This is a genomic window from Pseudomonas cuatrocienegasensis (assembly GCF_900110925.1).
Lineage (GTDB): Bacteria > Pseudomonadota > Gammaproteobacteria > Pseudomonadales > Pseudomonadaceae > Aquipseudomonas > Aquipseudomonas cuatrocienegasensis.
Map to the genome: position 1 here is coordinate 196,481 of NZ_FOFP01000005.1, position 26,466 is coordinate 222,946.

27 protein-coding genes, 1 pseudogene and 1 riboswitch are annotated in these 26,466 nt (G+C 64.2%); of the genes and pseudogenes, 7 read left to right on the forward strand and 21 right to left on the reverse strand.

Annotated features, from left to right (window positions below; translation table 11 throughout):
• Positions 1–10: 10 nt before the first annotated feature.
• Together BMW49_RS09355 and BMW49_RS09360 are read left to right on the forward strand one after the other, a co-directional pair.
• On the forward strand, positions 11–1,072 hold the full coding sequence (locus BMW49_RS09355) for an SMP-30/gluconolactonase/LRE family protein (RefSeq protein ID WP_069519055.1): 1,062 nt from the start codon (positions 11–13) through the stop codon (positions 1,070–1,072).
• A gap of 169 nt (positions 1,073–1,241) precedes the next feature.
• Positions 1,242–2,066, forward strand: coding sequence for an HDOD domain-containing protein (locus BMW49_RS09360; RefSeq protein ID WP_069519054.1), 825 nt, complete (start codon positions 1,242–1,244; stop codon positions 2,064–2,066).
• Between the two features lie 12 nt (positions 2,067–2,078).
• Here BMW49_RS09360 and BMW49_RS09365 read toward each other — a convergent pair whose 3' ends face one another.
• Positions 2,079–2,762 (reverse strand): spermidine synthase, encoded by a 684-nt coding sequence (locus tag BMW49_RS09365; protein WP_069519053.1) that lies wholly within the window; start codon positions 2,760–2,762, stop codon positions 2,079–2,081.
• Positions 2,763–2,894: 132 nt separating this feature from the next.
• Here BMW49_RS09365 and BMW49_RS09370 point away from each other — a divergent pair, with 132 nt between their 5' ends.
• The 3 genes from BMW49_RS09370 to BMW49_RS09380 all read left to right on the forward strand — a co-directional run bounded on the left by BMW49_RS09370 (position 2,895) and on the right by BMW49_RS09380 (position 6,233).
• Entirely contained in the window at positions 2,895–3,749 is an 855-nt protein-coding gene (locus BMW49_RS09370; RefSeq protein WP_069519052.1) for a sulfurtransferase, read from the forward strand.
• A 563-nt stretch (positions 3,750–4,312) separates the two neighbouring features.
• Complete coding sequence (locus BMW49_RS09375; protein WP_069519051.1) at positions 4,313–5,563, forward strand: OmpP1/FadL family transporter; 1,251 nt, start codon at positions 4,313–4,315, stop codon at positions 5,561–5,563.
• A 55-nt stretch (positions 5,564–5,618) separates the two neighbouring features.
• The gene (locus tag BMW49_RS09380; RefSeq protein ID WP_069519050.1) at positions 5,619–6,233 is read left to right on the forward strand and encodes a response regulator; all 615 of its coding nucleotides are present in this window, start codon (positions 5,619–5,621) and stop codon (positions 6,231–6,233) included.
• Here BMW49_RS09380 and BMW49_RS09385 read toward each other — a convergent pair.
• The 5 genes from BMW49_RS09385 to BMW49_RS09405 form a co-directional block, all read right to left on the reverse strand.
• Complete coding sequence (locus tag BMW49_RS09385; protein ID WP_244168326.1) at positions 6,230–7,993, reverse strand: hybrid sensor histidine kinase/response regulator; 1,764 nt, start codon at positions 7,991–7,993, stop codon at positions 6,230–6,232. The two genes, BMW49_RS09380 and BMW49_RS09385, sit on opposite strands and share 4 nt — an antisense overlap.
• A gap of 18 nt (positions 7,994–8,011) precedes the next feature.
• Positions 8,012–9,052: a lipase secretion chaperone gene (locus BMW49_RS09390; protein ID WP_069519049.1), complete on the reverse strand. Its 1,041-nt coding sequence runs from the start codon at positions 9,050–9,052 to the stop codon at positions 8,012–8,014.
• Positions 9,053–9,055: 3 nt separating this feature from the next.
• Positions 9,056–9,982: an esterase/lipase family protein gene (locus BMW49_RS09395; protein WP_069519048.1), complete on the reverse strand. Its 927-nt coding sequence runs from the start codon at positions 9,980–9,982 to the stop codon at positions 9,056–9,058.
• 116 nt (positions 9,983–10,098) lie between these two features.
• A complete protein-coding gene (locus BMW49_RS09400; RefSeq protein ID WP_069519047.1) occupies positions 10,099–10,650 on the reverse strand; it encodes a glutathione peroxidase in 552 nt (183 codons plus the stop codon).
• 227 nt (positions 10,651–10,877) lie between these two features.
• Positions 10,878–12,080, reverse strand: a complete 1,203-nt coding sequence (locus BMW49_RS09405; protein WP_069519046.1) for an MFS transporter — start codon at positions 12,078–12,080, stop codon at positions 10,878–10,880.
• 191 nt (positions 12,081–12,271) lie between these two features.
• On the opposite strand from BMW49_RS09405, the gene BMW49_RS09410 reads away from it, so the two are divergent.
• The gene (locus BMW49_RS09410; protein ID WP_069519045.1) at positions 12,272–12,607 is read left to right on the forward strand and encodes a four-helix bundle copper-binding protein; all 336 of its coding nucleotides are present in this window, start codon (positions 12,272–12,274) and stop codon (positions 12,605–12,607) included.
• Positions 12,608–12,713: 106 nt separating this feature from the next.
• Here BMW49_RS09410 and BMW49_RS09415 read toward each other — a convergent pair whose 3' ends face one another.
• From BMW49_RS09415 to ttcA, 15 genes and pseudogenes are all read right to left on the reverse strand, one after another.
• On the reverse strand, positions 12,714–13,448 hold the full coding sequence (locus tag BMW49_RS09415; RefSeq protein WP_069519044.1) for an adenosylcobinamide-GDP ribazoletransferase: 735 nt from the start codon (positions 13,446–13,448) through the stop codon (positions 12,714–12,716).
• A complete protein-coding gene (gene cobC, locus BMW49_RS09420) occupies positions 13,448–14,023 on the reverse strand; it encodes an alpha-ribazole phosphatase family protein (protein WP_069519043.1) in 576 nt (191 codons plus the stop codon). Before cobC ends, BMW49_RS09415 begins: the two co-directional genes overlap by 1 nt.
• Positions 14,020–15,075 (reverse strand): nicotinate-nucleotide--dimethylbenzimidazole phosphoribosyltransferase, encoded by a 1,056-nt coding sequence (cobT, locus tag BMW49_RS09425; RefSeq protein WP_069519042.1) that lies wholly within the window; start codon positions 15,073–15,075, stop codon positions 14,020–14,022. Before cobT ends, cobC begins: the two co-directional genes overlap by 4 nt.
• Positions 15,072–15,593, reverse strand: coding sequence for a bifunctional adenosylcobinamide kinase/adenosylcobinamide-phosphate guanylyltransferase (gene cobU / locus BMW49_RS09430; RefSeq protein ID WP_069519070.1), 522 nt, complete (start codon positions 15,591–15,593; stop codon positions 15,072–15,074). The genes cobT and cobU overlap by 4 nt, the downstream gene beginning before the upstream one ends.
• Positions 15,586–17,073, reverse strand: coding sequence for a cobyric acid synthase (locus BMW49_RS09435; RefSeq protein ID WP_069519041.1), 1,488 nt, complete (start codon positions 17,071–17,073; stop codon positions 15,586–15,588). Before BMW49_RS09435 ends, cobU begins: the two co-directional genes overlap by 8 nt.
• Positions 17,070–18,062 (reverse strand): threonine-phosphate decarboxylase CobD, encoded by a 993-nt coding sequence (gene cobD, locus BMW49_RS09440; protein WP_069519040.1) that lies wholly within the window; start codon positions 18,060–18,062, stop codon positions 17,070–17,072. The genes BMW49_RS09435 and cobD overlap by 4 nt, the downstream gene beginning before the upstream one ends.
• Positions 18,055–18,963 carry an adenosylcobinamide-phosphate synthase CbiB gene (gene cbiB, locus BMW49_RS09445; protein WP_069519039.1) on the reverse strand — a complete coding sequence of 303 codons (909 nt, stop codon included), beginning with the start codon at positions 18,961–18,963 and terminating at the stop codon, positions 18,055–18,057. The genes cobD and cbiB overlap by 8 nt, the downstream gene beginning before the upstream one ends.
• Positions 18,964–19,063: 100 nt before the next feature.
• Complete coding sequence (gene bluB, locus BMW49_RS09450; RefSeq protein ID WP_069519038.1) at positions 19,064–19,711, reverse strand: 5,6-dimethylbenzimidazole synthase; 648 nt, start codon at positions 19,709–19,711, stop codon at positions 19,064–19,066.
• Positions 19,708–21,012, reverse strand: a complete 1,305-nt coding sequence (locus BMW49_RS09455; RefSeq protein WP_069519037.1) for a cobyrinic acid a,c-diamide synthase CobB — start codon at positions 21,010–21,012, stop codon at positions 19,708–19,710. The genes bluB and BMW49_RS09455 overlap by 4 nt, the downstream gene beginning before the upstream one ends.
• The gene (gene cobO, locus BMW49_RS09460; protein ID WP_069519036.1) at positions 21,012–21,623 is read right to left on the reverse strand and encodes a cob(I)yrinic acid a,c-diamide adenosyltransferase; all 612 of its coding nucleotides are present in this window, start codon (positions 21,621–21,623) and stop codon (positions 21,012–21,014) included. The genes BMW49_RS09455 and cobO overlap by 1 nt, the downstream gene beginning before the upstream one ends.
• 109 nt (positions 21,624–21,732) lie before the next feature.
• Positions 21,733–22,104: riboswitch (cobalamin riboswitch) on the reverse strand.
• 409 nt (positions 22,105–22,513) lie between these two features.
• Positions 22,514–22,729 (reverse strand): annotated as a pseudogene (locus tag BMW49_RS25095) (hypothetical protein); the annotation flags it as partial.
• Between the two features lie 21 nt (positions 22,730–22,750).
• Positions 22,751–23,281: a C40 family peptidase gene (locus BMW49_RS09475; protein WP_069519035.1), complete on the reverse strand. Its 531-nt coding sequence runs from the start codon at positions 23,279–23,281 to the stop codon at positions 22,751–22,753.
• 160 nt (positions 23,282–23,441) lie between these two features.
• Positions 23,442–24,071, reverse strand: a complete 630-nt coding sequence (locus BMW49_RS09480; protein WP_069519034.1) for a C40 family peptidase — start codon at positions 24,069–24,071, stop codon at positions 23,442–23,444.
• Positions 24,072–24,200: 129 nt separating this feature from the next.
• Positions 24,201–24,872: a DNA-3-methyladenine glycosylase I gene (locus BMW49_RS09485; protein WP_069519033.1), complete on the reverse strand. Its 672-nt coding sequence runs from the start codon at positions 24,870–24,872 to the stop codon at positions 24,201–24,203.
• Positions 24,873–24,882: 10 nt separating this feature from the next.
• Positions 24,883–25,707: a tRNA 2-thiocytidine(32) synthetase TtcA gene (ttcA, locus tag BMW49_RS09490; protein ID WP_069519032.1), complete on the reverse strand. Its 825-nt coding sequence runs from the start codon at positions 25,705–25,707 to the stop codon at positions 24,883–24,885.
• Positions 25,708–25,819: 112 nt separating this feature from the next.
• Between ttcA and BMW49_RS09495 the strand changes: the two genes are divergently transcribed.
• Complete coding sequence (locus tag BMW49_RS09495; RefSeq protein WP_069519031.1) at positions 25,820–26,407, forward strand: DNA-J related domain-containing protein; 588 nt, start codon at positions 25,820–25,822, stop codon at positions 26,405–26,407.
• Positions 26,408–26,466: the final 59 nt, after the last annotated feature.

Genomic DNA, 26,466 nt, shown 5'->3' on the forward strand with positions numbered 1-26,466 from the left:
ACTCAGCATAATGAAAATCGTCTTCGGCCTGTTCGCCGCCCTCCTCGCTGTATTGGCGCTGTATCTGGTCATCACGCCCAGCCCAATCGACCCACTGGCCTGGGAGGCGCCCAAGGCTCCAGCCATGACCGGCGTGCTGGAACCCAACGACACCCTGATGAAGGCCGAGCTGTTGGGCCGTGGCCAGGTGCATGGCCCCGAAGACACCGCCGTCGATGCCCAGGGCCGGGTCTACGCAGGCCTGCATGACGGGCGCATCGTGCGCATCAGTGCCGATGGCGCAGTCGACACCTTCGCCAACACCGGCGGCCGACCGCTGGGCATGGACTTCGACGCCAGCGGCAACCTGATCGTCGCCGACGCCTACAAGGGCCTGTTGAGCCTGGACCCGCAGGGCGCGATCAAGGTGCTGACTACTGAGGCCGACGGTTTGCCGTTTGCCTTCACCGATGACCTGGACATCGCCCGCGACGGCACCATCTATTTCAGCGACGCCTCCTCGCGCTTCCAGCAGCCCGACTACCTGCTCGACCTGCTCGAAGCCCGCCCCCACGGCCGCTTGCTGGCCTACGACCCAGCCACTGGGCAGACCCGCGTACTGCTCAAGGACCTGTACTTCGCCAACGGCGTGGCCCTGTCGGCCAAGCAGGATTTCGTGCTGGTCAACGAAACCTACCGCTACCGCATCACCCGCTACTGGCTCACGGGCGACAAGGCCGGCAGCCATGACGTGTTTATCGACAACCTGCCGGGCCTGCCGGACAACCTGCAGGGCGATGGCAAAGGTACCTTCTGGGTCGCGTTGCCGACCCCGCGCAAGGCTGATGCCGACTTCCTCCATCGCCACCCCTGGCTCAAGACTCAACTGGCCAAGCTGCCGCGTGCACTCTGGCCGAAAGCCGTGCCCTACGGCTTTGCCATCGCCCTCAACGAGCAGGGGCAGATCGTACGCAGCCTGCATGACACCAGCGGCACCCACCTGCGCATGATCACCTCGGTCAAACCCGTCGGCGACATGCTGTATTTCGGCAGCCTGGACAACGATCGCATCGGTCGCCTGCCACAGCCCTAAGGTGTTCATGGAGATGGGCCGGCGCCTCTGCACAGGCGCCTGGCGGTGTCCAGGCGAATGCCATGAGCGAAACCTTGAAGGTCAGAAATAGCTGCTATGTTTGCTTAAGTGTCTTGGCATTTTGCGGTCGCTGACGCACCCATACCGGCTTACCTTCAAGGACCACTCGATGGATATCAGCACCCTGTTCAACCAGGTCCACAGCCTGCCCAGCATCCCCAAGATCGCCCAGGACCTGATTCGCCAGTTCGACAATCCGCACACCAGCCTCGACGCCGTGGCACGCAACATCGCCATGGACCCAGTGATTGCCGCCAAAGTCCTGCGCCTGGCCAACTCGGCGCGCTTTCGCGGTAATCGCGAGTCAGCCAGCGTGGAAGACGCGGCCATGCGCCTGGGCTTCAACACGCTGCGTACCCTGGTGCTGGCTTCGGCGGTCACAGGCGCGTTCAAGGCACCAGCCGGTTTCGACCTCAAGGGGTTCTGGACCCACAGCTTTCAGGTCGCCAGCATCAGCCGTGTGCTGGCCAAACAGCGTGGCGTGGCGATGGAGACCGCCTTTACCTGCGGCATGATGCACAACATCGGCGAACTGCTGATCCAGACCGGCGCGCCGGAACTGGCCGAGCGCCTGAACGCCTGCAACCAGGGCAATGCGGCGCAGCGTACAGCCCTGGAAACCCTGCAGTTAGGCTTCGGCTTCCCGGAAGTAGGTGCCGAATTGGCCAAACGCTGGCAACTGCCCGAGCTGATTCAACAGGCCATTGCCTACCAGGCCCGCCCCCTGCAGGCTCCGGCCGATTTGCCGCTGCCACGCCTGCTCGCCCAGGCGGTGTTGATCGCCGAGGCCTTGCGCCTGCACGGCGGAGCGAATGCCGCCGCGTTCGATAGCCTGCAAGGGCCGCTGTTCGATGGCCTGGATGTGGGTGCATTGCAGGATGAACTGCTCACCAATCTGGAGGCGGACAAAGCCTTCGCCGCGCTTCTCGACTAGACCTCAGGCGCCTCAGGGTTTCGCGGCACCCACCCAGATGGTATGCCGCGTACCCCGGTTGCCATGGGCATAAACCTGGTGCTGCTCGACGCTGAAACCAGCCTTGCCCATGCGCTCGGCAAAGCGTGCATCGGCGCTCGCCGACCACACAGCCAGTAATCCCTTGGGGCGCAACGCGCGGCGGCAGTTCTGCAAACCACCCGCGCTATACAGCCAATTGTTACCCCGCTGGGTCAGGCCCTCGGGGCCGTTATCCACATCCAGCATGATGGCGTCATAGTCACCCCGCGCGGCCTTTAACAGGTTGGCCACATCATCCTGAACGATGCGCGTGCGCGGGTCGCTCAGCGGGTTGCCAGCCTTGGCACCCAGCGCGCCCTGGTTCCAGGCGATCACCCCAGGCACCAGCTCAGCCACTGTGACCTCGGCATCTCGCCCCAGATGCTGCAGCGCTGCCGCCAGGGTGAAGCCCATGCCCAGGCCGCCGATCAGCACCCGTGCTTCGCGGCGCCCGGCAACCTTCTGGCAAGGCAGCGCCGCCAGGGCGTCCTCAGAGCCGTGCATGCGCGTGTTCATCAACTGGCCACCGTCGCCCCCAGCGATCTTGATGACAAAATCCTCGCCGTACTCGAACAGGCACAAAGCGCTGTCCGTACCGGGAATGGGGGCGGTATCGAGCAGAACGAAGCGTTTCATCAGGACCTCGGGCAATGGCCATCAACGGCGGGCGGCGCATGGTGGCGCAAGCCGCGCCGAATGCAAAGCCTGCATGTTGGCGCCACTGTAGGCCGCGCTATGATGCGTCATCACGCCCAACAGGATGCCCACATGCCTCTCGCCCAGCTGATGACCGCCCCGGAACTGCACGCACGCCTGGGCAGCGCCGATCTGGTGCTGCTCGATTGCCGCTTCGCCCTCGACGACCCCGCCTACGGCCAGCGGGTCTACAGCGCAGGCCATATCCCCGGCGCCTGCTTTGCCGATCTTGAGCAGGACCTCTCCGGCCCCATTCACAGCGGCATCACCGGGCGCCACCCGCTGCCCGACCCAGCCGCGCTGAATCAGCGCCTGCGCCATTGGGGCATCAATGCTGACAGCCAGGTGGTGCTGTATGACGACGGCCCCGGTGCCTTCGCCGCCCGTGCCTGGTGGTTGCTGGCCTGGCTTGGCAAGCGCGAAGGGGTTTACCTGCTCGACGGCGGTCTACGCGCCTGGCAGGCCGCAGGGCTTTCCCTGGATGGGCAACCCACGCAACCGGCACCCGGCACCTTCAACGGCCAACCGGACGCACAGCTGCTGCTCAGTGCAGAACAGCTGCAGCAACGCCTGCAGGACCCACAGCTGACCCTGCTCGATGCCCGCGCATTGCCGCGTTTTCGTGGCGAGGTCGAGCCTCTCGATCCGATAGCCGGGCATATCCCCGGCGCACAGTGCGCGGTGTTCACCGACAACCTGGACGCTGACGGCTGCTTCCTGCCCGCCGCTCAATTGCGCGAACGCTTCGACGCCCTCCGCGGCGCTCGCCCCGCCAATGCCCTGGTCGCCTACTGCGGCTCAGGAGTGACCGCCTGCCACAACCTGTTTGCCTTGAGCCTCGCCGGCTATCCTTTGTCGCCGCTGTATGCCGGTTCCTGGAGCGAGTGGATCACCGACCCTGAGCGGCCGGTTGCCACAGGCGACTAACAGGCCATTGAACAAGGCCATGTCCCAATTGAGTGTTGCACGGCGTCACTGCTTCTCGTAGGAGCCGCGCCTCGCGGCGAATAGCGGCCTTTGAGCGGTATATCAGATGGTCCAAAAGCTTCGCGCCGGGGCGGCGCTCCTACGGGAGTTGCGTTATGGCCTGCATACGGCTGTAACAGCCAATTGGGACATAGCCCTGAAAAAGGCTATGTCCCACATAGGTACGAGTCGCCGAGTAGGCTGCGCCGGTGCGCACGGCGTACCCGGCTCTAGCGTTAAGCCCCAGCACCTACCTTGAAAAACCTATGATCTCGGCTCACTGGCCACGCTCTGGTGTCGAGTGTTCTCCCCCAAAGGTCGGCCCGACGAGTTCATCGAGGCCTGGCAGCGCTGTATTGGCCATCTCGAAAAAGCAGCTTGAAACCAGAGCACGATCAGCGGCTTTGCCAGCATAAAGCCATCTTTTGTAGGACAATCCATAATTTTTCGTGAACTTTAAGTGTTTGGCAGGCGTCAGGAAACTTGCTAGTTTCCGCCCCCCGTCCACTCCCCAGGAGTTCATCGTGAGCACAAGAGTCCTCAAGACCAGCCTCGCCATCGCCATTGCCACTGCCTCCAGCCAGCTAATGGCCAGCGGCTTCGCCATCAACGAACAAAGCGTCAGCAACATGGGCACCGCCTTCGCCGGTCGCTCATCGTCTGCCGACGATGCCACCACCGTATTCGGCAACCCGGCCGGCATGGCACGCCTCAAGCGCGAACAAGTCAGCCTCGGCGCAGCAGCCATTTACGCGCGCACCGATATCGACGATGCCAGCAGCACCTTCGGCGGCAGCAACGACGGCGACATGGTGCCGTTCATCGCCGCGCCCATGGGCTACTACGTCAAACCGCTGGACGACAACTGGGCCGTCGGCTTTGGCATGTACGTGCCCTTCGGTCTGGTTACCGACTACGAGAACGGTTTTGCCGGGCGTTACTACGGCGACCGCAGCGAAGTACGGGTGATCACCCTGCAGCCGACCATCAGTTACCGCTTCAACGACCAGTGGTCGATTGGTTTCGGGCCGACCATCAACCGTATCGATGGCGAACTCACCTCGTCCACCCTGAATGCTGGCTCCCTTGGCAGCAACGATGGCAAGGTGAAGATCAAGGGCGATGATATGGCCCTGGGTTACAACGTAGGTGTGCTCTTCGAGCTCACTCCGCAAACCCGCTTCGGCCTGACCTATCACTCCATGGTCGACTACAAGCTTGAGGGCGACACCAAGATCGAAGGCGCCGGTTTCGGCCCGTTCTCGGGCAGCTCTTACGATGCTTCGCTGGCGTTGAAGACCCCTGAGTCGGTGGACTTCTCCGTCACCCACGCGCTGAACGAAGACTGGACGGTATACGCCGGCAGCACCTGGACCCGCTGGAGCCGCCTGGAAGAAATCCGCGTCGACAACAGCGGCGTACCTGGCCCACTGGCCCCGAGCCTGGGCGCTATCGTCGAAGAGCAGAACTGGCACGACACCTGGGCCCATGCCGTGGGTGCGGCCTACCAGTTGAACAAACAGTGGGTGCTGCGCGCCGGTCTGGCGGTGGATCAGTCACCGACCAACAACGTCGACCGCTCGCCGCGCATCCCCACCGGCGACCGCACCATCGTCAGCTTCGGCGCGGCCTGGAGCCCGGATGACGACATGACCATCGACCTCGCTTACTCCTACCTGATGGAAGAAGACACCGAGATCACTAAAGACGCCTACAGCTCGACCTACAAAAACTCGGCCCATGGCCTGGGTGCGCAAGTGACCTACCGCTTCTAAGCTTTGCGCTACACTCGCGCGGCACAACAATAAGAAATAGCCGCGTGAGACCGCCATGAACGCACTCTGCACTGCCTTACCCGAACAGCTGCGTCTGTTACTGGTAGATGACCACCGCATCTTCCTCGATGGCCTCAGCCTGGCCCTCGCCCCGCTCTGCCCCGACCTGCACATCAGCACCGCGCACAACGCCGCTACGGCTGAAGCCTGTCTGCGTCAAACCGCCTTCGACCTGATTCTTCTGGACCTGAACCTGCCCGACATGCCAGGCCTTGACCTGCTGCAACGCTGGCAACAGCAGGGCCACCTGACACCTGTGGCCATCCTTAGCGCCAGCGACTCGCCGCTCGACGCCCAGGCCGCACTGCACGCCGGCGCCCTGGGGTTTATTCCCAAGAGTGCTGATGGCGATGCTCTGCGCGCGGCGGTGACCCGCGTTCTACTTGGCGAAGTGCTGCCTGGGCCAGCAGCCGCACGTCTGCCTCTGACCCCGCGCCAGCAACAGATCCTCCGCCTGCTGGCCGAAGGGCTGCCAAACAAGTTGATCAGCCGCGAGCTGAGCCTGTCCGAAGACACCATCAAGACCCATCTCAAAACGCTTTATCAGGAACTTGACGTGCATACCCGCACGGCCTGTGTGCAAGTCGCCCGCCAACGCGGCTGGCTTTAGCCTGCCGGCAGCATCACTGCCAGGGCCTGGCGCAGGCGTGCCGGCAGCAGCGGTTTACCCAGCAGGGTGACGTGGGCCGGCATACAGCGCTCCTGCAGTTCCGGCGTTACCTCGGCCGTGATCAACAAAGCCGGCAGCATGCGCCCGGCCTCCTCACGCAGGCGCTCCAGGGCGCGCAGGCCATCTTCTTCGGTGCCCAGGCGATAATCGCTGATCAGCAAGTGGGGCGGCGCCTCAGCTACAGCCAGCAGCGCCTCGCCGAGGGTTGCACAGGCCGCCACGTCACAGCCCCAACGCTCGAGCAGGCCGCGCAGTGCCTCACGGCTGGCTGCATCGTCTTCGAGCAGCAGAAGGCGCCCGTGCATCCGAGCAGCAATGGTCGGGCTGGATGCCACCTCGGCCACAGCCGCCGGCAACAGCAGGCTGAAACAGGCGCCCTGCCCGCGCTGCGACCTGAGCTGCAGCGGATGTGCCAGACGCGCTGCCAGTTGCCGCACGATGGCCAGCCCCAAGCCCAGGCCGCGCTCGGCATTGCGCCCGGGGTTGTGCAACTGACGAAACTCCTCGAACACCTGCGCCTGTTCGGCGGCGTCCAGGCCCCGGCCGTCATCTTCGACAGCTAACAGCACCTGGTCGTCCTGGCGCCGCACGCTGACCCGTATCGCTTGCGCGTCGGCGTGACGCAGGGCGTTGCTCAGCAGGTTGCGCACCATGCGCTCAAGCAACAGCGGATCGCTGCAGACCCAGACATCTGCGTCACTGTGCAGGCTAATAAGCGGCCCCTCAGCCTGCACCTCGCCGTGTGTTTCAGCGACCAGGCGCTCGAGCAGCGGTCGCAAGGCGAAGGCCTGAGGCTTGACCGGCACACCGCCCGGCAATGTCAGACGGGTGTAGTCGAGCAATGACTGCAGTAACCGGCTGAGCTGCTCCACCGATACCGCCAAGCGGCTGCTGACTTGCCTAACCTCGGGTGTCTCACTGCGCTCAACCAGGTGCTGGGCGTACAGGCCCATGGCATTGAGCGGCTGCCGCAGGTCGTGGCTGGCCGCCGCCAGCAACTGCAGCTTGCGTGCGTCATCGCGCTCGGCACGCTGGCGCGCCAGGTCGAGCAAGCGCAAGTTGAGCCAGGCACCACGCTGACCGTGCTCCTGCAGGTAGGCGCCACCGCTGCCGATCAGGTTGGCGCACAGCAGGAACAGCCCCTGGTACGAGAGAATCGCGCGGGCATCGCCGAACCACACCCCGATGCCGAGAAACAGCGCGCAAAAGCCCCAACACACCAGGCTCACCGCGCGAAAGGAGATACCAAGCAGCACATAGCCAAACAGCAAAATCAGAAACAGCCCGTCGTAGGGCATGGCCAGGCCCTGGGCCCAGGACAGGTGAATAATCAGCACCACACAGATGCCATTCAATGCGAAAGCACCGCTGTACACGCGCAACACGGCGCGTGGTGGGCGATCCGGCAGTCTGCAGTAGAGCACCGCCAGAATCACCCCGAGGATCGCCAGGCTGCGCAGCGGCAGGCTCATCAGGCTGACAGCCAGGGGCAGCAGCATCAGGTCGAGGCCGACATAGATCAGTTGGAACAGGATCGCCGTGCCGCCGATCAGCAGCAGGCGCCGCTGGATACGCTGGCGGCGATGCTCGACAAAGCCCTCTTCGAGTTCCCCGGCAAAGCGCAGCCACGCGTAGCCACGGCGCTGTTGAGTCAGCAGTTGCTGCTCCTCCTGCTCCAGGGTCAGGCTGGCGCGGGTCACCCGTTCACCTGCTGGCGGTCAGGGGTTTGGCTGTTGCAGATGGCTGGCAATGGCATCGTAAGTCTCGACCCGGTGGTAATCCTCGGCGGCAAACAGACGCTGGCGCAAACGCACCTGCTCGCGCTGCTGGTCGAGCGCACTCAGCCCCGCACTGCGCTGCTCCGCCAGCGCCTCGCGGTAGGCGCTGTAACGCTGCTGCCAGAGGCGTTCGCGACGCTGCTCGGCGAGCAGGCGTTCGACCGTCGGCGGATCATAGGTCAAGGCGAGGAACGCACGCACCTGCTGTTCATCCGCACCCTCACGCCACAGACGCGCCTGTTCGGCCTGCTGTACCAGAGCCTGCTGCTGACGCAACTCACTGGCCTGCAGGGCCGCGGGTAGTTGCTCGCGGGCCTGCGCCAGGGCGAGTGCCTTGTCAGCCTCGCTCAGGTCGGTGCGCGCATTCAGGCCAAGGGTCTCGAGGGTGTAGCGTGCATAGGCCTCTTCAGCGCCAAACAAACCCTCCACGGCTGCAGCGGAAAAGTGACTGCGACGCAGCTGCGCCAGGCGCTCGAAAGCGTCCTGCAGCGCCGCCAGCTGCCCTTGCGGCTGTTGCTGCGAAGGCGCCAAGGGTTGCTGCATCAGAGCCAGGCTAGCGCGCTTGTACTCCAGGTAGTCACCCAACAGGTCGACCAATTGGCTGCGTGCTGGCTCGGCCAGGCGGCCGCGAACATCCGCTAGCAAGGCGCCCAGGCTGGCATCGAGCCCCGCCTGATCGACGGCACTGAGGAAGTAATCGAAATAGTCGCGTACACCCAGGTCGACTAGCAGGTTACCCGCCGCATTGGTGCTCAACCGACCATCCACCTCGGTGCCTACCAGCGGCGCCAGCGCTGCGGCTGCAGAGGACGGCGCCACCACGTGTGGCGCTGCGCCTGGCACGACTGCAGGCGCAGATTGCACAACCGGGCGCGCCTGCGCCACGGGAGGCGAAACCACAGCCGCAGGGCTTGGCCAGTTAAGCAGCAGCGTGCCCCCGGCGGCCAGCAGTGCCAGGGTGACGATCAGCAGTCGAGGCATCCCTCAGACACCTTTGTTTTTCAGGCGGTTGGCATGCTGGCGGTACAACGACACTGGCTCGGTCCAGCCACGCATGCCAAACAGGTGGTTGATCGCATCGACGTGGTTCATGTTGTAACCGTCGCCGAGCACCTGCCCCAGGTAGGTCGAGCAGACCCCGACCAGGCCATCGTTTTTCTCGCTGCCGAATGCCAGGCCGGTGATCGCCAGGAACGGATCGACTGCATCGAAGACGTTGGTGTAAGCCACATTGCCGGTCCAGGAGAAGTAGCGAATGCTGTGGCCGCGAACGTTGTGCACCTCCGTGGACTTGGCGCAGTAGCTGCTGCTGTTGACGCCCCAGGGGTGGCGGCTATTGAGCGCGGCAGTACCGGAGCTGGTCAGGGTCTGCAGCGCTGCCAGGCCGTTTTGCGGATTGTTGCTGCCCGACAGCAGATTGATCACCGAACCCAAGGCATTGGCCAGCGCATTGGCACCGCCTTCGATGGCGCCGTTGGCCGGGATCGCCCCACGTAGCACATCGGCCACCTTGGAGCCTTTGTTGACGCCGTTGATCGAGGTCACCGAGGCCACCAGGTCGGGCCGTAAAGATGCGGCGACCCGCGAAGTCGGCGAACCCTGACTATGACCAATAAGGTTGACCTTGCCGCCGTTGGCGCCGGCCCAAGGCACGATCTGCCGCGCCAGTTCTGCACCGCGCTGCTCGCTGTCGTTAAATGCCGCGACACTGGCAACGAAGACCTTGGCGCCATCGCGCTCGAGGTTCCAGGGGATGGTGTGGAAGTAGTTGATCAACCCGCCGATGGTGTTGAAACCAGTCACACCGTGCACCAGCACAATCGGATAGCGGGTCTGGGTGTAGTTGGCGTGGGCCTCGACGGCACCAAGCAGGGCTGCTGCAGCCAGGGCAGTGGTAATGACGCGACGCATGGGTGCCTCCTTGTTTTTATTGTGGGCACGCCGGGAGACTGCGTCCGGCGTAGCACCACTCTAAAGGAGGCCTGGCGACCCTCCCATCGCCCAGATGGGTGAAGGTCGCGACGGCATCAGGGTTGGCTGGCGATGGCCTGCTCCACCGCAGCCAGCAGCTTGGGATCATCCGGTGCGGTACGGCTGGAGAACGCCGCGACCACCTGACCTTTGCGGTCCACCACATACTTGGAGAAGTTCCAGCCCGGCGCCTCGCTCTGCACGGCCAGGCCTTTGAACAACGCAATGGCGTTGGCCCCGGTGACGTGCTGGGGCTCGGTCATGGCGAAGGTCACGCCGTAATTGACGTAGCACACCGTAGCGGTCTCGGCGGCATCATTGGACTCCTGCTTGAAGTCGTCCGAGGGCACCCCGAGAATTTCCAGCCCCTCGCCCTTGTAGCGCTGGTACAGCGCCTCCAGCCCTTTGAACTGCGGGGTAAATCCGCAAAAGCTCGCCGTATTGACCACCACCATGGGCTTGCCGGCGAACTGCTCGCACAGGTCGATAGAGGTTTTCGCGCGCAGCTTGGGCAATTCGCCTTCAAGCAGCGCCGGGCACTCGGCAGCCAGCGTGGTACTGCTCAACGCACCAAGCAGCAGGGGGACAGCCAGAAGACGCGAAAACATGATCGAAACCTCGCTCACAGAGACAGAGACAGAGACAGAGACAGAGACAGAGATACGCTACGCCCAGGCCAACGGCTCAGCAATCGGCAACGGTAACCCGATGCGTCAGCACAGGCTCATCCCCAGTTGCAGCAAAGCCAAACCGCCCTGGCGCCAACCCCACCAGGCCAGCGCCAGGAGTGCGCAGGCAGCGACGCCCAACAACAATCCCCCAACAAACCGAACACTCATATGCCGGCCGTGCGCAAACGCGCGACCGGCTGCTCGCGCACCGGCCAGTTAAGGGCCGCGGCCAGCAGGCTGAGCAGGATCGAGATCTGCCATACCAGGTCGTAGTTGCCGGTGTGGTCATAAACATAACCACCCAACCAGCCACCGAGAAACGCCCCGAGCTGGTGAAACAGAAAGACGATGCCGCCCAGCATCGACAGGTTGCGCACGCCAAACAGCGTCGCCACCGTGCCATTGGTCAGCGGTACCGTCGACAACCATAGCAGCCCCATGCTGATGCCGAATGCATAGGCGCTCCAGACCGTTAGCGGCGCCATGATAAACACCGTGATCACCACCGCCCGTGCCAGGTACAGCGCTGTGAGCAGGCGCGGCTTGGACATGCGCCCGCCCAGCCAGCCGGCGATGTAGGTGCCGAAAATATTGAATAGCCCAACCAGCGCCAAGACCGTGGTCCCAACCAGCGCCGGCAGGTGTTGGTCGACCAGGTAGGCCGGCAGGTGCACACCGATAAACACCACCTGAAAGCCACAGACGAAAAAGCCCAGGGCCAGCAACCAGAAACCGCGATGCGCACAGGCCTCGCGCAGCGCCTCAGCCAGGGTCTGCTCGCCTGCCAGGACCGGCAACGGCACATCTTTGATCATGCTTGCCAACGGCACGATCAGCGCCACCAAAAGCCCCAGGGCCAACAGCGCAGCCGACCAACCCAGCCAGGCAATCAGGCCAAGAGACCCAGGTAGCATGATGAACTGGCCAAATGAGCCTGCAGCAGCGGCAATGCCCATGGCCATGCTGCGGTTCTGCGCGGGGACGGCGCGACCTACCACGCCGAGAATCACCGAGAACGAGGTGCCGGACAAACCGATGCCAATCAGCAGCCCCGCACTCAGCGACAACGACCAGGGCGAGTCAGCCAGGGCCATGCACAGCAGGCCGAGGGCATAGAGCACACCGCCGACGATCACCGTGCGGCGCGCGCCGAAGCGGTCGGCAACGGCGCCGGCAAAGGGCTGTGCCAAACCCCAGATCAGATTTTGCAGGGCGATGGCAAAGGCGAATACCTCACGCCCCCAGCCAAAGTCGGCGCTCATCGGCGCCAAAAACAGGCCGAAGCCGTGCCGGATACCCAGCGACAGGGCCAGGATCAGCGATGCCCCCAGCAGAATCCATATGCTCTTGCGCCACACCGAATGCATTACCGGTCCTTAGGGGCGCCAGCGCCCGTTCAGCCAAATAAAATCGTCACGGCCTGGGCCGCGCTCCACACAATAACGGCAGTACACCTTCACGCGCCATCCACACAATGCCGTACCGCCGAGCAATTTCTCTGAACACTACTGCCCCCCTGCAGGTCCACCACGGACAGCCACCGCAAGAGGACATCAGCATGAGCACCACTGCCTATACCGACTGCATCCAAGCCTGCAGCGCCTGCGCCATCGCCTGTGAAAGCTGCGCGGCCGCATGCCTGCGCGAACCCCATGTCGAGCAGATGCGCACCTGCATCCAGCTCGACCTCGACTGCGTCGACCTGTGCCGTCTGGCCGAACGCCTGATGCTGCGCGAAAGCGCCCTGGTGGATGAAATATGCCGGCTCTGCGCCCTCGCCTGCCAAGCCTGCGCCGAGGAATGCGCCAAGCATGCCCACGACCATTGCCAGCAGTGCGCTCAGGCCTGCCAGCGTTGTGTCGAGGCGTGTGAGGCAATTGGCCTGGCCGCTTGATATTCGGCGCTGTGCAACAGAATACGAGGCCCTCTTGACGGGTATTCCATGATAAGAGGGCCGTCAGAGCGGGCATACTGGTGTCGCGCCGCGATGGCAACGCAGGCTAGACGATAGCCAGCACCACCAGCACCGCGCACTCGGCTATTTCCAGCAACGCCCCCGCCGTGTCGCCGGTGGTACCCCCCAGGCGCTGGCGCATCAGATGCCGGAGCCAGAGGAATACCAAAGCCGCAACCGGCAAGGCCAATACAGCGGCGGCGCCGCCAATCAACAGCAGTAGCCCGCCATGCAGCGCCAGCACCCAGGGCAGCTGCCGGCGCGGCAGGTGCTCGGCCAATGCCTGGCCCAGGCCGCCGGCGCGCACATAGGGCGTGCAGAGAAACAGCAGCGGCAGCAGACCACGAGCCAGCCAGGGCACAAGCAGCAGTAATCCACCCTCGCCCGTCTGCAATAAGGCAACGAGGGCGGCGAACTTGAGCAGCAGCACCACCACCAACACCACCACGGCGATCGGCCCGCTGCGTGGATCCTTCATGATCATCAGGGTGCGCTCTTTGTCGCCAAAGCCGCCCACCCAGGCATCGGCGCTGTCTGCCAGGCCATCCAGGTGCAAGCCGCCACTGAGGGCCACCCACAGGGCCAGCAACAGCGCCGCCTGCAACAACGCCGGCGTACCCGCCAGCAGCAGGTGCGCGGCCACCAGCAGCAGGCCGATCAGCGCGCCCACCAGCGGGTACCAGAGCAATGAGCGACCCACCTGCTCTGCCGCTGGCATGCCGGGCAGGCGCACCGGCAAACGGGTAAGAAACTGCACGGCGATCAGCAGCGGCAAGGGCATCACGGCAGCACCGCCAAGGTCCCCTCTGCTGTCCGCTGCAGGCGCACCCGCTCGGCATGGGCCACGCTGACCTGCAGCAGGTCCTGGCGCGGCAAGCCGCGAGCCTGGGCCAGCAGCAGGCGCATCACCCCACCGTGGGTGACGATCAGCAGGCGCTCGCCGGGATAATCACGCTGCAGGCGCTGCAGTGCGGCATGGATGCGTGCTTCGAACTGCAACAGCGGCTCGCCCTCGGGTGGGGTAAAGCTGTACGGGTCAGCCCAGAAGCGGCCCAGGGCGTCGGCGTCAGTTTCCATCAGCTCAGCGGCGCTGCGCCCCTCCCAGGCGCCGAAGTGCAACTCCTGTAGATCAGCTTCCAAAGTAAGCGGCAAGGCGTGGGCAGCGGCCAACTCTTCGGCAAAGCGGGCGCAGCGCTGCAAGGGCGAGCTGATGATCCGATCCCAAGGTCCGGCGCCCTGCATCGCGCCGCGCAATTGCGCCCAGCCGGTCGCCGTGAGGGCATCGTCCAGGCTGCCGCGCAGGCCGCCACCCGATTCGGTTTCGCCGTGGCGCAGCAACTCCAGGTACAGGCTCACGAACGGCGCTCGGCAACGGCAGCTTCGGCAAACGTGGCCATGTCGTTGTGCAGGCTGCAGGCCAGGCGCAGCAAGGGTACGGCCAGCGCGGCGCCACTGCCCTCGCCCAGACGCATGCCGAGCTTGAGCAAGGGTTCAGCCTGCAATGCTCGCAGCACATGGTCATGACCTGGCTCGGCACCACGGTGAGCGAACAGCAGCCAGTCGCGGCAGTCGGGATTGAGGCACACCGCAAACAGGGCGGCGACGCTGCAGATAAAACCGTCGACCAGGGCAATCACACCCTGTTGTGCGCAGGCGATATAGGCACCGGCCAGGGCAGCGATCTCGAACCCGCCCAGCCGCTGCAGTGCATCCAGCGGGCCGTCTATCAGCGGTGTATGCAGTTGCAGAGCCACGTCGATCACCGCTGCCTTGTGCGCCACCCCGGCATCGTCCAGTCCCGTGCCGGGGCCGACCAGTTCATGGGACGGTTCACGCAGCGCCCAACAGGCCAGGGCGGTGGCGGCGGTGGTGTTGCCGATGCCCATTTCCCCGCCGATGAATAGCGCCGCCCCGCTCTGCTGCGCGCGCAGCACGGCCTCGCGACCGACCTGCAGCGCTGCGGCGAGCTGCGCCGGGGTCATCGCCGCCGTGCGCATCAGGTTGGCGGTACCAGGGCCAAGGGGCTGATGGCGGACACCGGGATGCGGCGCCTGCGGCACGGCAAGGCCAAGATCGATGACTTCCAGCTCGGCGCCCAACTGCCGTGCCAGCACACTGATCGCCGCGCCACCATTGAGGAAATTGCTGAGCATCTGCCCGGTAACGGCCTGGGGGTAGGCTGAAACACCTTCGGCCACCACGCCATGGTCAGCAGCAAACAAGCTGATCCACAGCTTATCCAGGCTCGGCCGTTCACACCCCAGCAAAGCCGCCAGTTGCACGGCCAGCGTCTCCAACTGGCCCAGGGCGCCGGCCGGTTTGGTCAGTTCACGCTGACGCGCCAGCGCCTTGTGCCGCGCCACATGATCGAGCGGCTGGCGTGGTCCCTGCCACCAGGCCAGGTTCATAGCGCGGCTCCCTTGAGCACCATCGGCAACCCGGCCACGCAGAACACCACCCGTGCACAGCGCGCTGCCACGGCCTGGTGCAGCTCGCCGGCCGCGTCGACATAACGGCGGCTCAACTCACCCAGTGGCACCACGCCCAAACCGGTTTCATTGCTGACCAGAATGACTCGTCCAGGCAGCTCTGCCAGGCTATCGAGCAGCGCATCGCACTCGGCCTGCAGCCGGGCCGGGTCGTCGAGCATCAGCAGGTTGGTCAGCCACAGCGTCAGGCAATCGACCAACAGGCAGCGCTCGGCAGATGCCTGCTCGCGCAACACGCGGGCCAGGGCCAGCGGCTCCTCGACCAACGCCCAGGCCGAGGGTCGGCGCTCGCGGTGCTGGCGAATACGCGCGCTCATCTCGCCGTCCAACGCCTGGCTGGTAGCCAGATAAGTCACCGCCAGACCGGACTCGCTCGCCAGCCGCTCGGCCAGCCGGCTCTTGCCGGAGCGGGCGCCTCCCAGAATCAGTTCATGCATCATGTTCACTCGCTCCGTTACTGCGCGGGGGCAAACCGCAAAGAGCCTCAAGGACCTGAGTATCGAGGTGCTGTTCGACCAGATCGGCCAGACGCTCGATATCACGCTCACGCAATCCATGGTAGTCCACCACCTGCACCGCCTGCAGTCCGGCCCAGCGCAGCAGCGCAGAGCAGGCCTCAGCCGACTCGAATAACCCGTGCAGGTAGGTGCCCAGTACTTGGCCATCGGCGCTCAGCGCGCCGTCACAGCGGCCATCATCCAGTTGCACCGCGGCCTGAGCCAGGGCCGGCCCCTGACTGACCCCGGCGTGAATTTCATAGCCGCTGACAACGGCGTCTTCCAGACACAGCCGGCCCTGCACGGTACGCAGTTGCTTGTCGTGTTCCAGCACGGTGTCGAAGGCCAATAGCCCCAGGCCCTGACTCTCGCCCGGCGCACCTTCCAGGCCATGGGGGTCGGCGATACGTTCACCGAGCATCTGCAGGCCGCCACAAATGCCCAGCAGCTTGCCGCCATAGCGCAGGTGACGGCTGATGGCCGCCTCCCAGCCCTGGCTACGCAGGTAAGCCAGGTCGGCGCGCACGCTTTTCGAACCGGGCAGGATGATCAGGTCTGCCGACGGAATCGCCTGACCGGGGCCGACGAATGTCAGCTGTACCTGCGGGTGCAGGCGCAACGGGTCGAAATCGGTGTGGTTGCTGATACGCGGCAACACCGGCACCACCACCCGCAGCGGCGTATCGAGTTTGACGGCCTGGCGCCTGTCGATGGCGTCTTCGGCCTCAAGGTGAAAATCCATCAGGTACGGCAACACGCCCAACACCGGCTTGCCAGTGTGCTGTTCGAGCCAGTCCAGGCCTGGCTGCAGCAGCGCGATATCGCCACGAAAACGGTTGATCACAAAACCTTTGACCCGCGCCTGCTCACTGGGGCTGAGCAGCGCCAGGGTGCCGACCAGATGCGCAAAGACCCCGCCCTTGTCGATATCGGCGATCAGAATCACCGGGCAATCCACCGCCTCGGCAAAGCCCATATTGGCGATGTCGCCGGCACGCAGGTTGATCTCTGCCGGCGAGCCAGCGCCTTCGACCATCACCACCGCATAGGCGGCGCTCAGGCGTTGGTGGGATTCCAGCACCGCCTGCATCGCCACCCGCTTGTAGTCGTGGTAGGCCAACGCATCCATGCTGCGCAGGGCACGCCCGTGGATGATCACCTGGGCGCCGATATCACTGTTGGGCTTGAGCAGCACCGGGTTCATGTCGGTGTGCGGCGCCAACCGTGATGCCTGAGCCTGCACCGCCTGGGCACGGCCGATCTCACCGCCGTCGGCGGTCACCGCGCTGTTGAGCGCCATGTTCTGCGGTTTGAACGGCACCACGGCAACGCCCTGGCGCACCAGCCAGCGGCACAGAGCCGTCACCAGGGTGCTTTTGCCGGCATCGGAGGTGGTGCCCTGGACCATCAGCGTACTCATGGGCACTCCCTGGCGAACACAGCCAAAGCCTGATCCAGCCGCTGCCAGCCGGACTCATCCGCGGGCAGACCAAAACGCAGGCTGGGCGGTTGAGCAAACAATCGGGTCAATATGCCGTTGCAGGCCAGAAATTCATGCAGCAGCTTCGCCCGTTCACTGGCGATCCACTGGAACAGCGCGCAGCCGCCGGTAGGTGGTAAGCCGTGGCCACGCAGCAGGGCTGCCAGACGCTCGCCATCGACCCGCAAACGCTCGCGCTGACGTACCTGTGCTGGTTGGTCCTGCAACAATCGGCTGGCAACGAAGCGCGCCGGCCCGCTGATCGTCCAGGGACCCAGCAGGCCATCGAGCCGGTCGAGCAGTGCCTGCTCCGCCAACACGAAGCCCAGGCGTATGCCGGCCATGCCGAAGAATTTGCCGAACGAGCGCAACACGATCAGCCCAGGCTCGCCGCTGTGCGCGGCCAGGCTCTGCGCCGGGGTGGTGTCGATAAAAGCCTCGTCGACGATCAGCCAGCCGCCGCGCTCAGCCAGGCGCGCATGCCAGGCCAACAACTGGGCCGGCGAGAAGTGTCGCCCAGTGGGGTTGTTGGGATTGATCAACAGCAGCACATCGAGGCGTTCCAGAGCGCGGTTAACACTCGACTCACTGATCTCCAGCACCCGATGTCCCTCGCGCTGCCAGGCTGCGGCGTGCTCGGCATAGGCCGGTGACACAATGCCGACACTGGCATTGCGCCGCAGGCGAGGCAGGGCCTGGATCGCCGCCTGGGAGCCGGCCACAGGCAGCAGTGTGGCCACGCCGTAATAATCGCGGGCGGCGATTTCCAGACCATCGTGCAACTCAGGCAGACGTGTCCAGGCAGCGGCCGGCACCTCGGGTATCGCCCAGCCGTAGGGGGCGATGCCGGTGGACAAGTCCAGCCAGTCAGTCAGGGCAATACCATATTCCAGCGCGGCCGCGCGTAAACGGCCTCCATGTTCAAGCACTGACAAGCCCCCAGATGATCAGAATCGCCAACCACAGCAGCACGCCGCCGTTGACCAGGTTCAGCGCCCGCTCGATATCCCGCGCCCGCGGCTGCGGCCCCTCTCCCAGGTCAGGGCGCTCGTGGCGCTCGCCGTGATAATCGGCGCTACCGCCCAGTGACACGCCCAAGGCACCAGCACCTGCGGCCATCACCGGGCCGGCATTGGGGCTGTCCCACAAGGGCGCCTGCTGCCGCCAGCAACGCAGCGCCAGGGCGGTCTTGCCGAGCAGCGCGTAGGTCAACGCAACCAGGCGCGCCGGCAGGTAATTGAGTCCATCGTCGATTTTCGCCGCGGCCCAGCCAAAGCGCTCGAAACGCTCGGTGCGGTAGCCCCACATGGCGTCCAGGGTGTTGCTCAGGCGATACAGCACCACCGCCGGCGCGCCGCCGATGATGAACCAGAACAGCGCCGCGAAGACTGCGTCGGAGCCGTTTTCCAGGACCGACTCGGTGCCGGCCCGCGCCACGCCAGAAGCATCGAGCCCTGCGGTATTGCGGCTGACCATATAGCCGACACGCTCGCGGGCCAGGGCCAGGTCGCCCAGACGCAGGGCCTCGGCCACCGGTCGTGCATGCTGGCCGAGGCTGTTCAGGCCCAAGGCGAAATACAACGCCAGCACCTCGACAGCCCAGCCGAATGCCTCCACCTGCGCCAGCAGCGCGACCAGCACAGTCAGCGGCAATACCGCCAGGCACCAGGCACTCACGCCATGGCTGCGCCAACCAGCGCCGCCCGGATTGAAGCGCTGTTCAAGGCGCTCAGCCAAGCGACCGAATGCTACCAAGGGGTGCCAGCCGCGCGGCTCACCGATCAAGGCATCCAGGGTGACACCTGCCAGGGTGCTGAGGACCAGGCTCAAGGCGCGACCTCACGAGCACGGGCGGGACAACAGGCAAGCAAAAACGGGCCTTTGCGCATGGGCGATCCAGTTATCAGAAAAAACCAACAGTGCGAAACGTTCAGCGGCTGCCCCACTCGTCCTGGAACAGCAGCTCGGCCAGCGGGCGCGGCGTCGCCCAGCCCTCGGCCTGCAGCATCGGCTGCGGGTAAAACTCATTCACCGGCCCCAGGCACAGCACCGCAATAGGCTCGCTGCCGCTCGGCATGGCCAACAGCTCGGCCAGCGCCGCAGGCTCGAACAATGACACCCAGCCCATCCCCAGTCCCTCGGCGCGGGCGGCGAGCCAAAGATTCTGGATCGCGCAGGAGGCCGAGGCCAGGTCCATGTGCGGGAGTGTACGACGTCCGAACAGGTGTGGCTCGCGTCCGTCCATCAAGGCCACGACCAGTAATTCGGCACAATCCAGAACGCCCTCGACCTTCAGGCGCATAAACTCATCTTCACGCTCACCCAGGGCCTGCGCCGTGCGCACCCGCTCGGCCTCAACCAAGCCGTGGATCGCCGTACGCAACGCCGGCCGGGTGATGCGCACGAAGCGCCAGGGCTGCATCAGACCGACACTGGGCGCCTGGTGCGCCGCCTCGAGCAGCCGCGCGAGCACCTCGGGGGCGACCGTACCGCCGCTGAAATGGCGCATATCGCGTCGCTCGGCGATGGCCCGATAGACTGCGGCGCGTTCGGCCGTGCTGAATGCCTGTTCGTTCATCCTGAACCCTCCGGGTGAAACAGCGCCGCCGCCGCCTCTGGCGCCGACGGGAAGTAAAAGTGGATATAGGAGGCCGTCAGCCGGCCCTGGCGGTAGACCGCCTCAGCCGTGCGTTTGTAGTTCGGGCACTCGCCGCGGGTCAGTGGCTGCAGGTCGCTGGTCAGCGCCGAGTAGTGAAAACTGTGCCCACGCAGCTGGCCTTCCGGCAACTCGGCCTTTTGCAAGGCCATGGCGGTCATGCGCGGCTGCAAGGTGGCTTCACCTGACAGCAGTCCGAGCATTCGCCCGCTGACACCCTGTTTGTCCGTCAGCCGGTCGAGCAGGTACAACATGCCGCCGCATTCGGCATGGATGGGTTTACCGGCGGCGTGGTGGGCACGAATCGCGTGGGCCATGGCTTGATTCGCCTCCAGTTGCGGCAAATGCAACTCGGGGTAGCCGCCCGGCAGGTAGAGGCTGTCAACCGGCGGCAACTGGGCATCGGTCAGGGGCGAGAAGAACACCAACTCGGCGCCTAACGCCCGCAGCAGGTCCAGGTTGGCCTGGTAGAGAAAGGCAAAGGCGCTGTCGCGGGCCACGCCAATGCGTACACCTTTGAGCAAGGGCACAGGCACCGGCTGCTCGGGGGCGGCAAAGCTGACCCGCGGCGGCAAGGTGGTGTCGGCGCTGGCCGCCAAGGCATCGGCGGCCGCATCCAGGCGCGCGTCCAGATCAACCAGTTCGCCGGCCTGCACCAGGCCCAGATGGCGGCTCGGCAGGCCGACTTCAGCGCTGCGTGGCAGCGCGCCGTACCAGCGAATCCCAGACGGCAGCGCGTCTCGCAGAATCTCGCCATGCCGGGCGCTACCGACGCGGTTACCCAACACCCCGGAGAACGGTAGATCCGCCTGGAAGGTCGCCAGGCCATGGGCCACGGCGCCGAAAGTCTGCGCCATGGCCGAGCCGTCGATGACCGCCAGTACCGGTACATTGAAACGCCGCGCCAGGTCAGCTGCCGAAGGCGTGCCATCGAACAGTCCCATCACCCCTTCGATCAGAATCAGATCGGCCTCAGCGGCGGCCTCCCACAGCAGACGACGGCTCTCGGCCTCGCCGACCATCCACAGGTCGAGCTGATAGACCGGTGCGCCACTGGCGCGCGCCAGGATCATCGGATCGAGAAAGTCAGGCCCACACTTGAACACGCGCACGCGCTTGCCCTGGCGCACATGCAGGCGCGCCAGAGCAGCAGTCACCGTGGTCTTGCCCTGGCCAGACGCCGGGGCCGCGATCAACAGCGCGGGGCAGTGGCGCGCTGGCATCAGTACTCCACCCCTTTTTGCGCCTTCACCCCGGCCTTGAAGGCATGCTTGACCAGGCCCATTTCGGTGACGGTGTCGGCAGCTTCGAGCATCCCCGGCAGCGCACCGCGCCCGGTCACCACCACATGCTGCAGCAACGGTCGGGCTTCGATGTCGGCGAGTACCGCGTCGAGTTCCAGGTAGCCGTACTTCAGCGCGATATTCAGCTCGTCGAGCACCACCAGACCAATCGCCGGATCGTTCAGCAGCCCGCGTGCCACCTCCCAGGCTTGCTGCGCCTTGTCGATATCACGCTGACGATCCTGGGTTTCCCAGGTAAAGCCCTCGCCCATCACGTGGTAGCTGACCTCATCGGGAAAGCGCCGGAAGAACGCCTCCTCACCCGTGGTCGCAGCGCCCTTGATAAATTGCACCACGCCGGCCTTGATGCCGTGCCCCAGCGCCCGGGCAAGCATGCCGAAAGCGGCGCTGCTCTTGCCCTTGCCGTTACCGCTGTGCACCAGCAGCAAACCGTACTCGTCCTGGGCCTGGGCGATTTTTTCGTCGATCAGCGCCTTCTTGCGGGCCATACGCGCCTTGTGACGGGCGTCGCGCTCAATCGATTCGGTCATCCGCACTGCTCCATCGCCTCGGGGCGATCTGCCTGAAAAAATGCGGAGATAGAAAGAACGCGGAACTCGCGCACAGCACGACCCACACGCCAGACAACGCCCTCCGCGATGCTGTGGACTGCGACAGGCCGGTCTCCGGGCTTGTGAGCGAACCTAGCAATAGGTTCTTAGAGCCTGTCCACGATCTCGCGAGCTAGAGCGATACAAGGCAAAAATAAGCGAGGAAGCGGAGTTTACGAGCTGTAAATGAGCATTCCGAGCTTGTTTTTAACGCAGTAGCGCCGACGCGCAGCAGATCGTGAACAGGTTCCAAGCCGCGCCTTCCCATGCATACAGCACAGTGGCAGTTGCGGCGTTTGACTCACTTACCGTTGCGGGGGCAGCGTCGGAATGGTTGGCGTACACACGCACAACGCACCGACTTCCCTGTTTCACCCCGCACGCGCATAGCGCTGGGGGCACCTGTTGCAAGCCGCGCAGAGTAGTGCGCAGCGCCGCAGGCGTCAATGACGCGGGGTGAAGCCAGGCGGCTTACTGGCCAACCACTCGACAAAGGTACGCAGACGCTCATCAGCCAACAGGGCATCGCGGCTGTTGTAGGCCAGGGCTAGGGTCTGCTCCCGTTTCGTCGCAAACCGCGTTGCTGCGAAAAATCTCGCCAGGCCGGGCGGCGTTCCGCTAGGCGGAGGACGCAGGGAATGGTTACTCCCTTGCCAAGTCCTCCAACACCGCATGGCGAGATTTTGCGCGCAACCCGTAGGGCCGGGCCAGTTTTAGCGCGATGCTGCGTTTCTCGATAGCTCATTTAGCCGGCTAAACTTCGCATCTCGTGCCTTGCCTCGCGCTAAAACTGGCTCCGGCGCGGCCGCGAACGAAACGGGAACAGACCCTAAGTCTTTTTCGCTGAACAGCCGGTGGATCTGGTTATGACAGGCGCGGCAGACCCACAAAGTCGCGGTAATGCGCTGCTCGCGGGAATAGTGTTTCTGCACATAGGGTTTGTCGTGCAGGGTCTTGGGAATCAGATGGTGACGCGTCAGCGGTGCGGCGCGCGCGCACAACTCACAAGCACTCGGCTGCGGCGGAAGGCGAATCGACGCGGGCATTGCTCAGGCAACCGCCGACGCTCAGGGGTTGCGTGCCAGTTCCGGGGTAAACACTCGCTTGGCATCCAGGTAGGTACGCTGCCAATAGCTGTTGCTCAGGCTGTCCAGGCGCACAGTGCCGCCGCTGGAGGGTGCATGAACGAAACGCCCCTCACCGACATAAATGCCGGCATGGCTGACCTGGCGACCACCATTGGTGGCGAAGAACACCAGGTCACCGCTCTGCAGGCGATCACGCCCCACATTCGGCGCGCGCATGCTGATCAGTTCGCGGGTCGAGCGCGGCAGGCTGATACCGGCGGCATCGCGGTAGACATAACCGATCAGACCGCTGCAATCGAAGCCACCGGCCGGGGTATTTCCGCCGTATCGATAAGGCGTACCAACCAGACCAAGGGCTCTGAACAGCACATCTTCGGGGGAACCGCTGAGCGGGCTGGCGATCACCGGCCGCTCGGCTACCGGAGCGGTTGCAGGCGCAGGCGCATGGCTGGCACAGGCACCGAGCAAGGCAAGCACAAACAGCAAGGACAGGCGGGCGAGAGCATTCATCAGCAGCGATATCCTGAGCCGGAACGCGCCTACTCTGCCGGCTCGCACTATTCAGTGCAAGCATTAGCTTTGGCTAGCAGCCTGTTGAAATATATGAGAAACGACCAGAACGGTCAGAAATGACAGGCGACCCGCGCATTGCAGGCCGCCTGTTTCACCCTCAAGGGTGCCGGGCCAGGGTCTCGCTCGGTGCGAGAGCCAGGACGCGCTTGGCTTCGATAAAGGTACGTTTCCAGTAGCGATCATCCAGGCTGTCGACGCGCACGCCGCCGCTACGGCTGCTGCTGGAATGGATGAACTGATCATCACCCAGGTAGATGCCTGCGTGGCTCACCCGGCCACGGCCGGCGGTGCTGAAGAACACCAGATCACCCGGCTCCAGCTCGGCGCGATCAACCAGCGGCGCATCGATATTGATCATGTCGCGGGTGGAGCGTGGCAGTTGCATGCCGAGCTCTTCACGGAACAGATAGCCAATGAAACCACTGCAATCGAAGCCGGACTTCACCGAGCTACCGCCAAAACGGTAGCGCGTACCGACCAGGGACAGCCCATGGTTGAGAATACTGTCGGCCAGTTGTGGCAGTGCGTAGCTTTTGTCGTCACTGAAAGCGCCGATCTCGGTGCTTTCTTCGTCCTGCTCATCCACCGATGGCATGACCATCGAAACCGGACGACCAGGAAGCTCAACCGCGGACGGCGGTTGTGGCGCGGTGCTGGCACAGGCGGCAAGCATCAGCGTAAGTGCGAGGGGCACGAGGGGCACGAGGGGTGCTAAGCGTTTGGGCATGGGCACGACCGTGTCGAGAAACTGAATAAGGACGCGACTATGCCCGCTATAGCGTCCATTTGCAAATTCTATGGCACTTAATGTGACCCAGTGGTTCTACCGCGCCATCTAAGCCGCCTTTTTGCAAATTCAGTGGTTCACCGTATGGGCCAGCATCACCGACAGTTGGCACAGCGGCCGGCCGCTTTGCGCCTGCCACTGGTTGAAGGCGGCTTGCACTGCCGCCCGGTCCCGCTGGCTGGTGGGCAGTTTATCGACAATGCCCTGAGCCTTGAGGGCCGCGACCATATCGTCGCTGGGCACGAAGGTGTCCTTGCCAACCATGCGCAAGAACCGCGGCGCTGACAATCCGCCAAGCTGGTTGCCGTGCTTGGCCAGGTATTTCCACAAACCGACGATATCGCTCACCGGCCAGTCGGCAATCATTGCCCCGAAGCTGCCCTTCTCCTGGCCGACATCAAGAATGAACTGAGCATTGCGCGGTACGCTTTTGAGCTTGCCCAGATGACGGATCAGACGGGCATCCTGCATCAGGCGCTCCAGGTGCTCGGCGCCCATCAGCACGACTTTCTCCGGGTCAAAGCCAAAGAACGCCTGCTCGAAGGCCGGCCATTTGGCGTCCACCAGGCTGTGCTTGAGCCCCGCGCGGAAGATCCGCAGGCTCATGATCGACAAGTAACGGTCGTCACTGATCGCCCGCAACTGCGCCGACGTAAGCGGCTGCGGTAATTGCGCCTCAAGCGCGGCAGCCGAGCCGAAGCGGTTCAGGCAGAACTCATTAAGCCATTGGTAATCGCGCATGTTCGCTCGCTTACAGGTTCATCACGTCGAGGAAGCGCGGCGTGGCGCTGTCGTCGATCTTCAGGCTCTTGAAGTCAAACAGGTTGCGGTCGGCCAGTTGCGACGGCACCACGTTCTGCAGCGCGCGGAACATGATCTCGGTGCGCCCCGGGGTCTTGCGCTCCCACTCCTGCAGCATCTCCTTGACCACCTGACGCTGCAGGTTTTCCTGGGAACCGCAAAGGTTGCAAGGGATGATCGGGAATTCCTTGAGCACACTGTAGGCCTCGATGTCGCTCTCGCTGCAATAGGCCAGCGGGCGGATCACCACGTTACGCCCGTCGTCGGCGCGCAGCTTGGGCGGCATGGCCTTGAGCGTGCCGCCGTAGAACATATTGAGGAAGAAGGTTTCCAGAATGTCGTCGCGGTGATGCCCCAGGGCCATCTTGGTCGCGCCGATTTCATCGGCGAAAGTGTAGAGCGTGCCCCGGCGCAGGCGTGAACACAGCGAGCAGGTGGTCTTGCCCTCCGGGATCTTCTCCTTGACCACCGAATAGGTGTCCTTCTCGACGATGTGGTACGGCACACCGATGGACTCCAGATAAGCCGGCAGCACATGCTCGGGGAAGCCGGGCTGCTTCTGGTCCATATTCACGGCAACGATCTCGAACTGGATCGGCGCGACCTTCTGCAGGTGCAGCAACACGTCGAGCATGGTGTAGCTGTCCTTGCCGCCGGACAGGCAGACCATGACCTTGTCGCCGTCCTCGATCATATTGAAGTCGGCAACGGCTTCGCCGGCCTGGCGACGCAGACGCTTTTGCAGTTTGTTCTGATTGACCGAGAGGGTGCCCATGATGCGCAGGAATCCGGATACTGACGAAAGTGCGGCATTTTACGCAGAAACCAGGCCGCACCCCACCCTGTCATCAAGGAAAATGCCGCGCACGACAGCCGGTTAAGCAACCATGACTGAAGCAACTGACGATCTGCTTGACCCCATAATGGCCGCGCTGCATGCGCACCCTGCCGGTATCGGCGAGTATGCCCTGCTCCAACACCTGCGCCAGCAAGGCTGCAGCGCCCTGCCCAGCGCGCCGTTGAGCGACACCCTGAACCTGTTCCGCTGCCATTTCTTGCTGTTCAACGCCCTCTATCGACTGCGCGAGCGCTTGTGCGAGCAGCGCGCCGGCTGGCTCGAGATCCACACCTTGAACATTCGCCTGCTGCCCTACCAGGCCGGCACAGTCGCACTGTGCGCGCACGACCCGTTGCGCGCTTATTACCTGGATATGGGTCAGTTGCAGGCAACCGGTACGGCTGAGGTCGATGCGCTGCTGCAGAGTTTCTGGCGAGGCCTGCAGGGCGGCGAAGAACGCCAGGCGGCCCTGGCCCTGTTCGAACTGGCGGACGCAGCGGAGCCCCTCACCGCCCAGCGCATCAAGCACCGTTACCGGCAACTGGTCAGCCAGCACCACCCGGACCGCGGCGGTAGCACCAGCAGGTTGCAAGCGATCAATCAGGCCATGGACATACTGGAACGCTATTACCGTTGAGCTCCAGAGAGCCATTTGCTCTAAGCAGCGCCCGCCGGACGATAAAGCCCCACCTATAC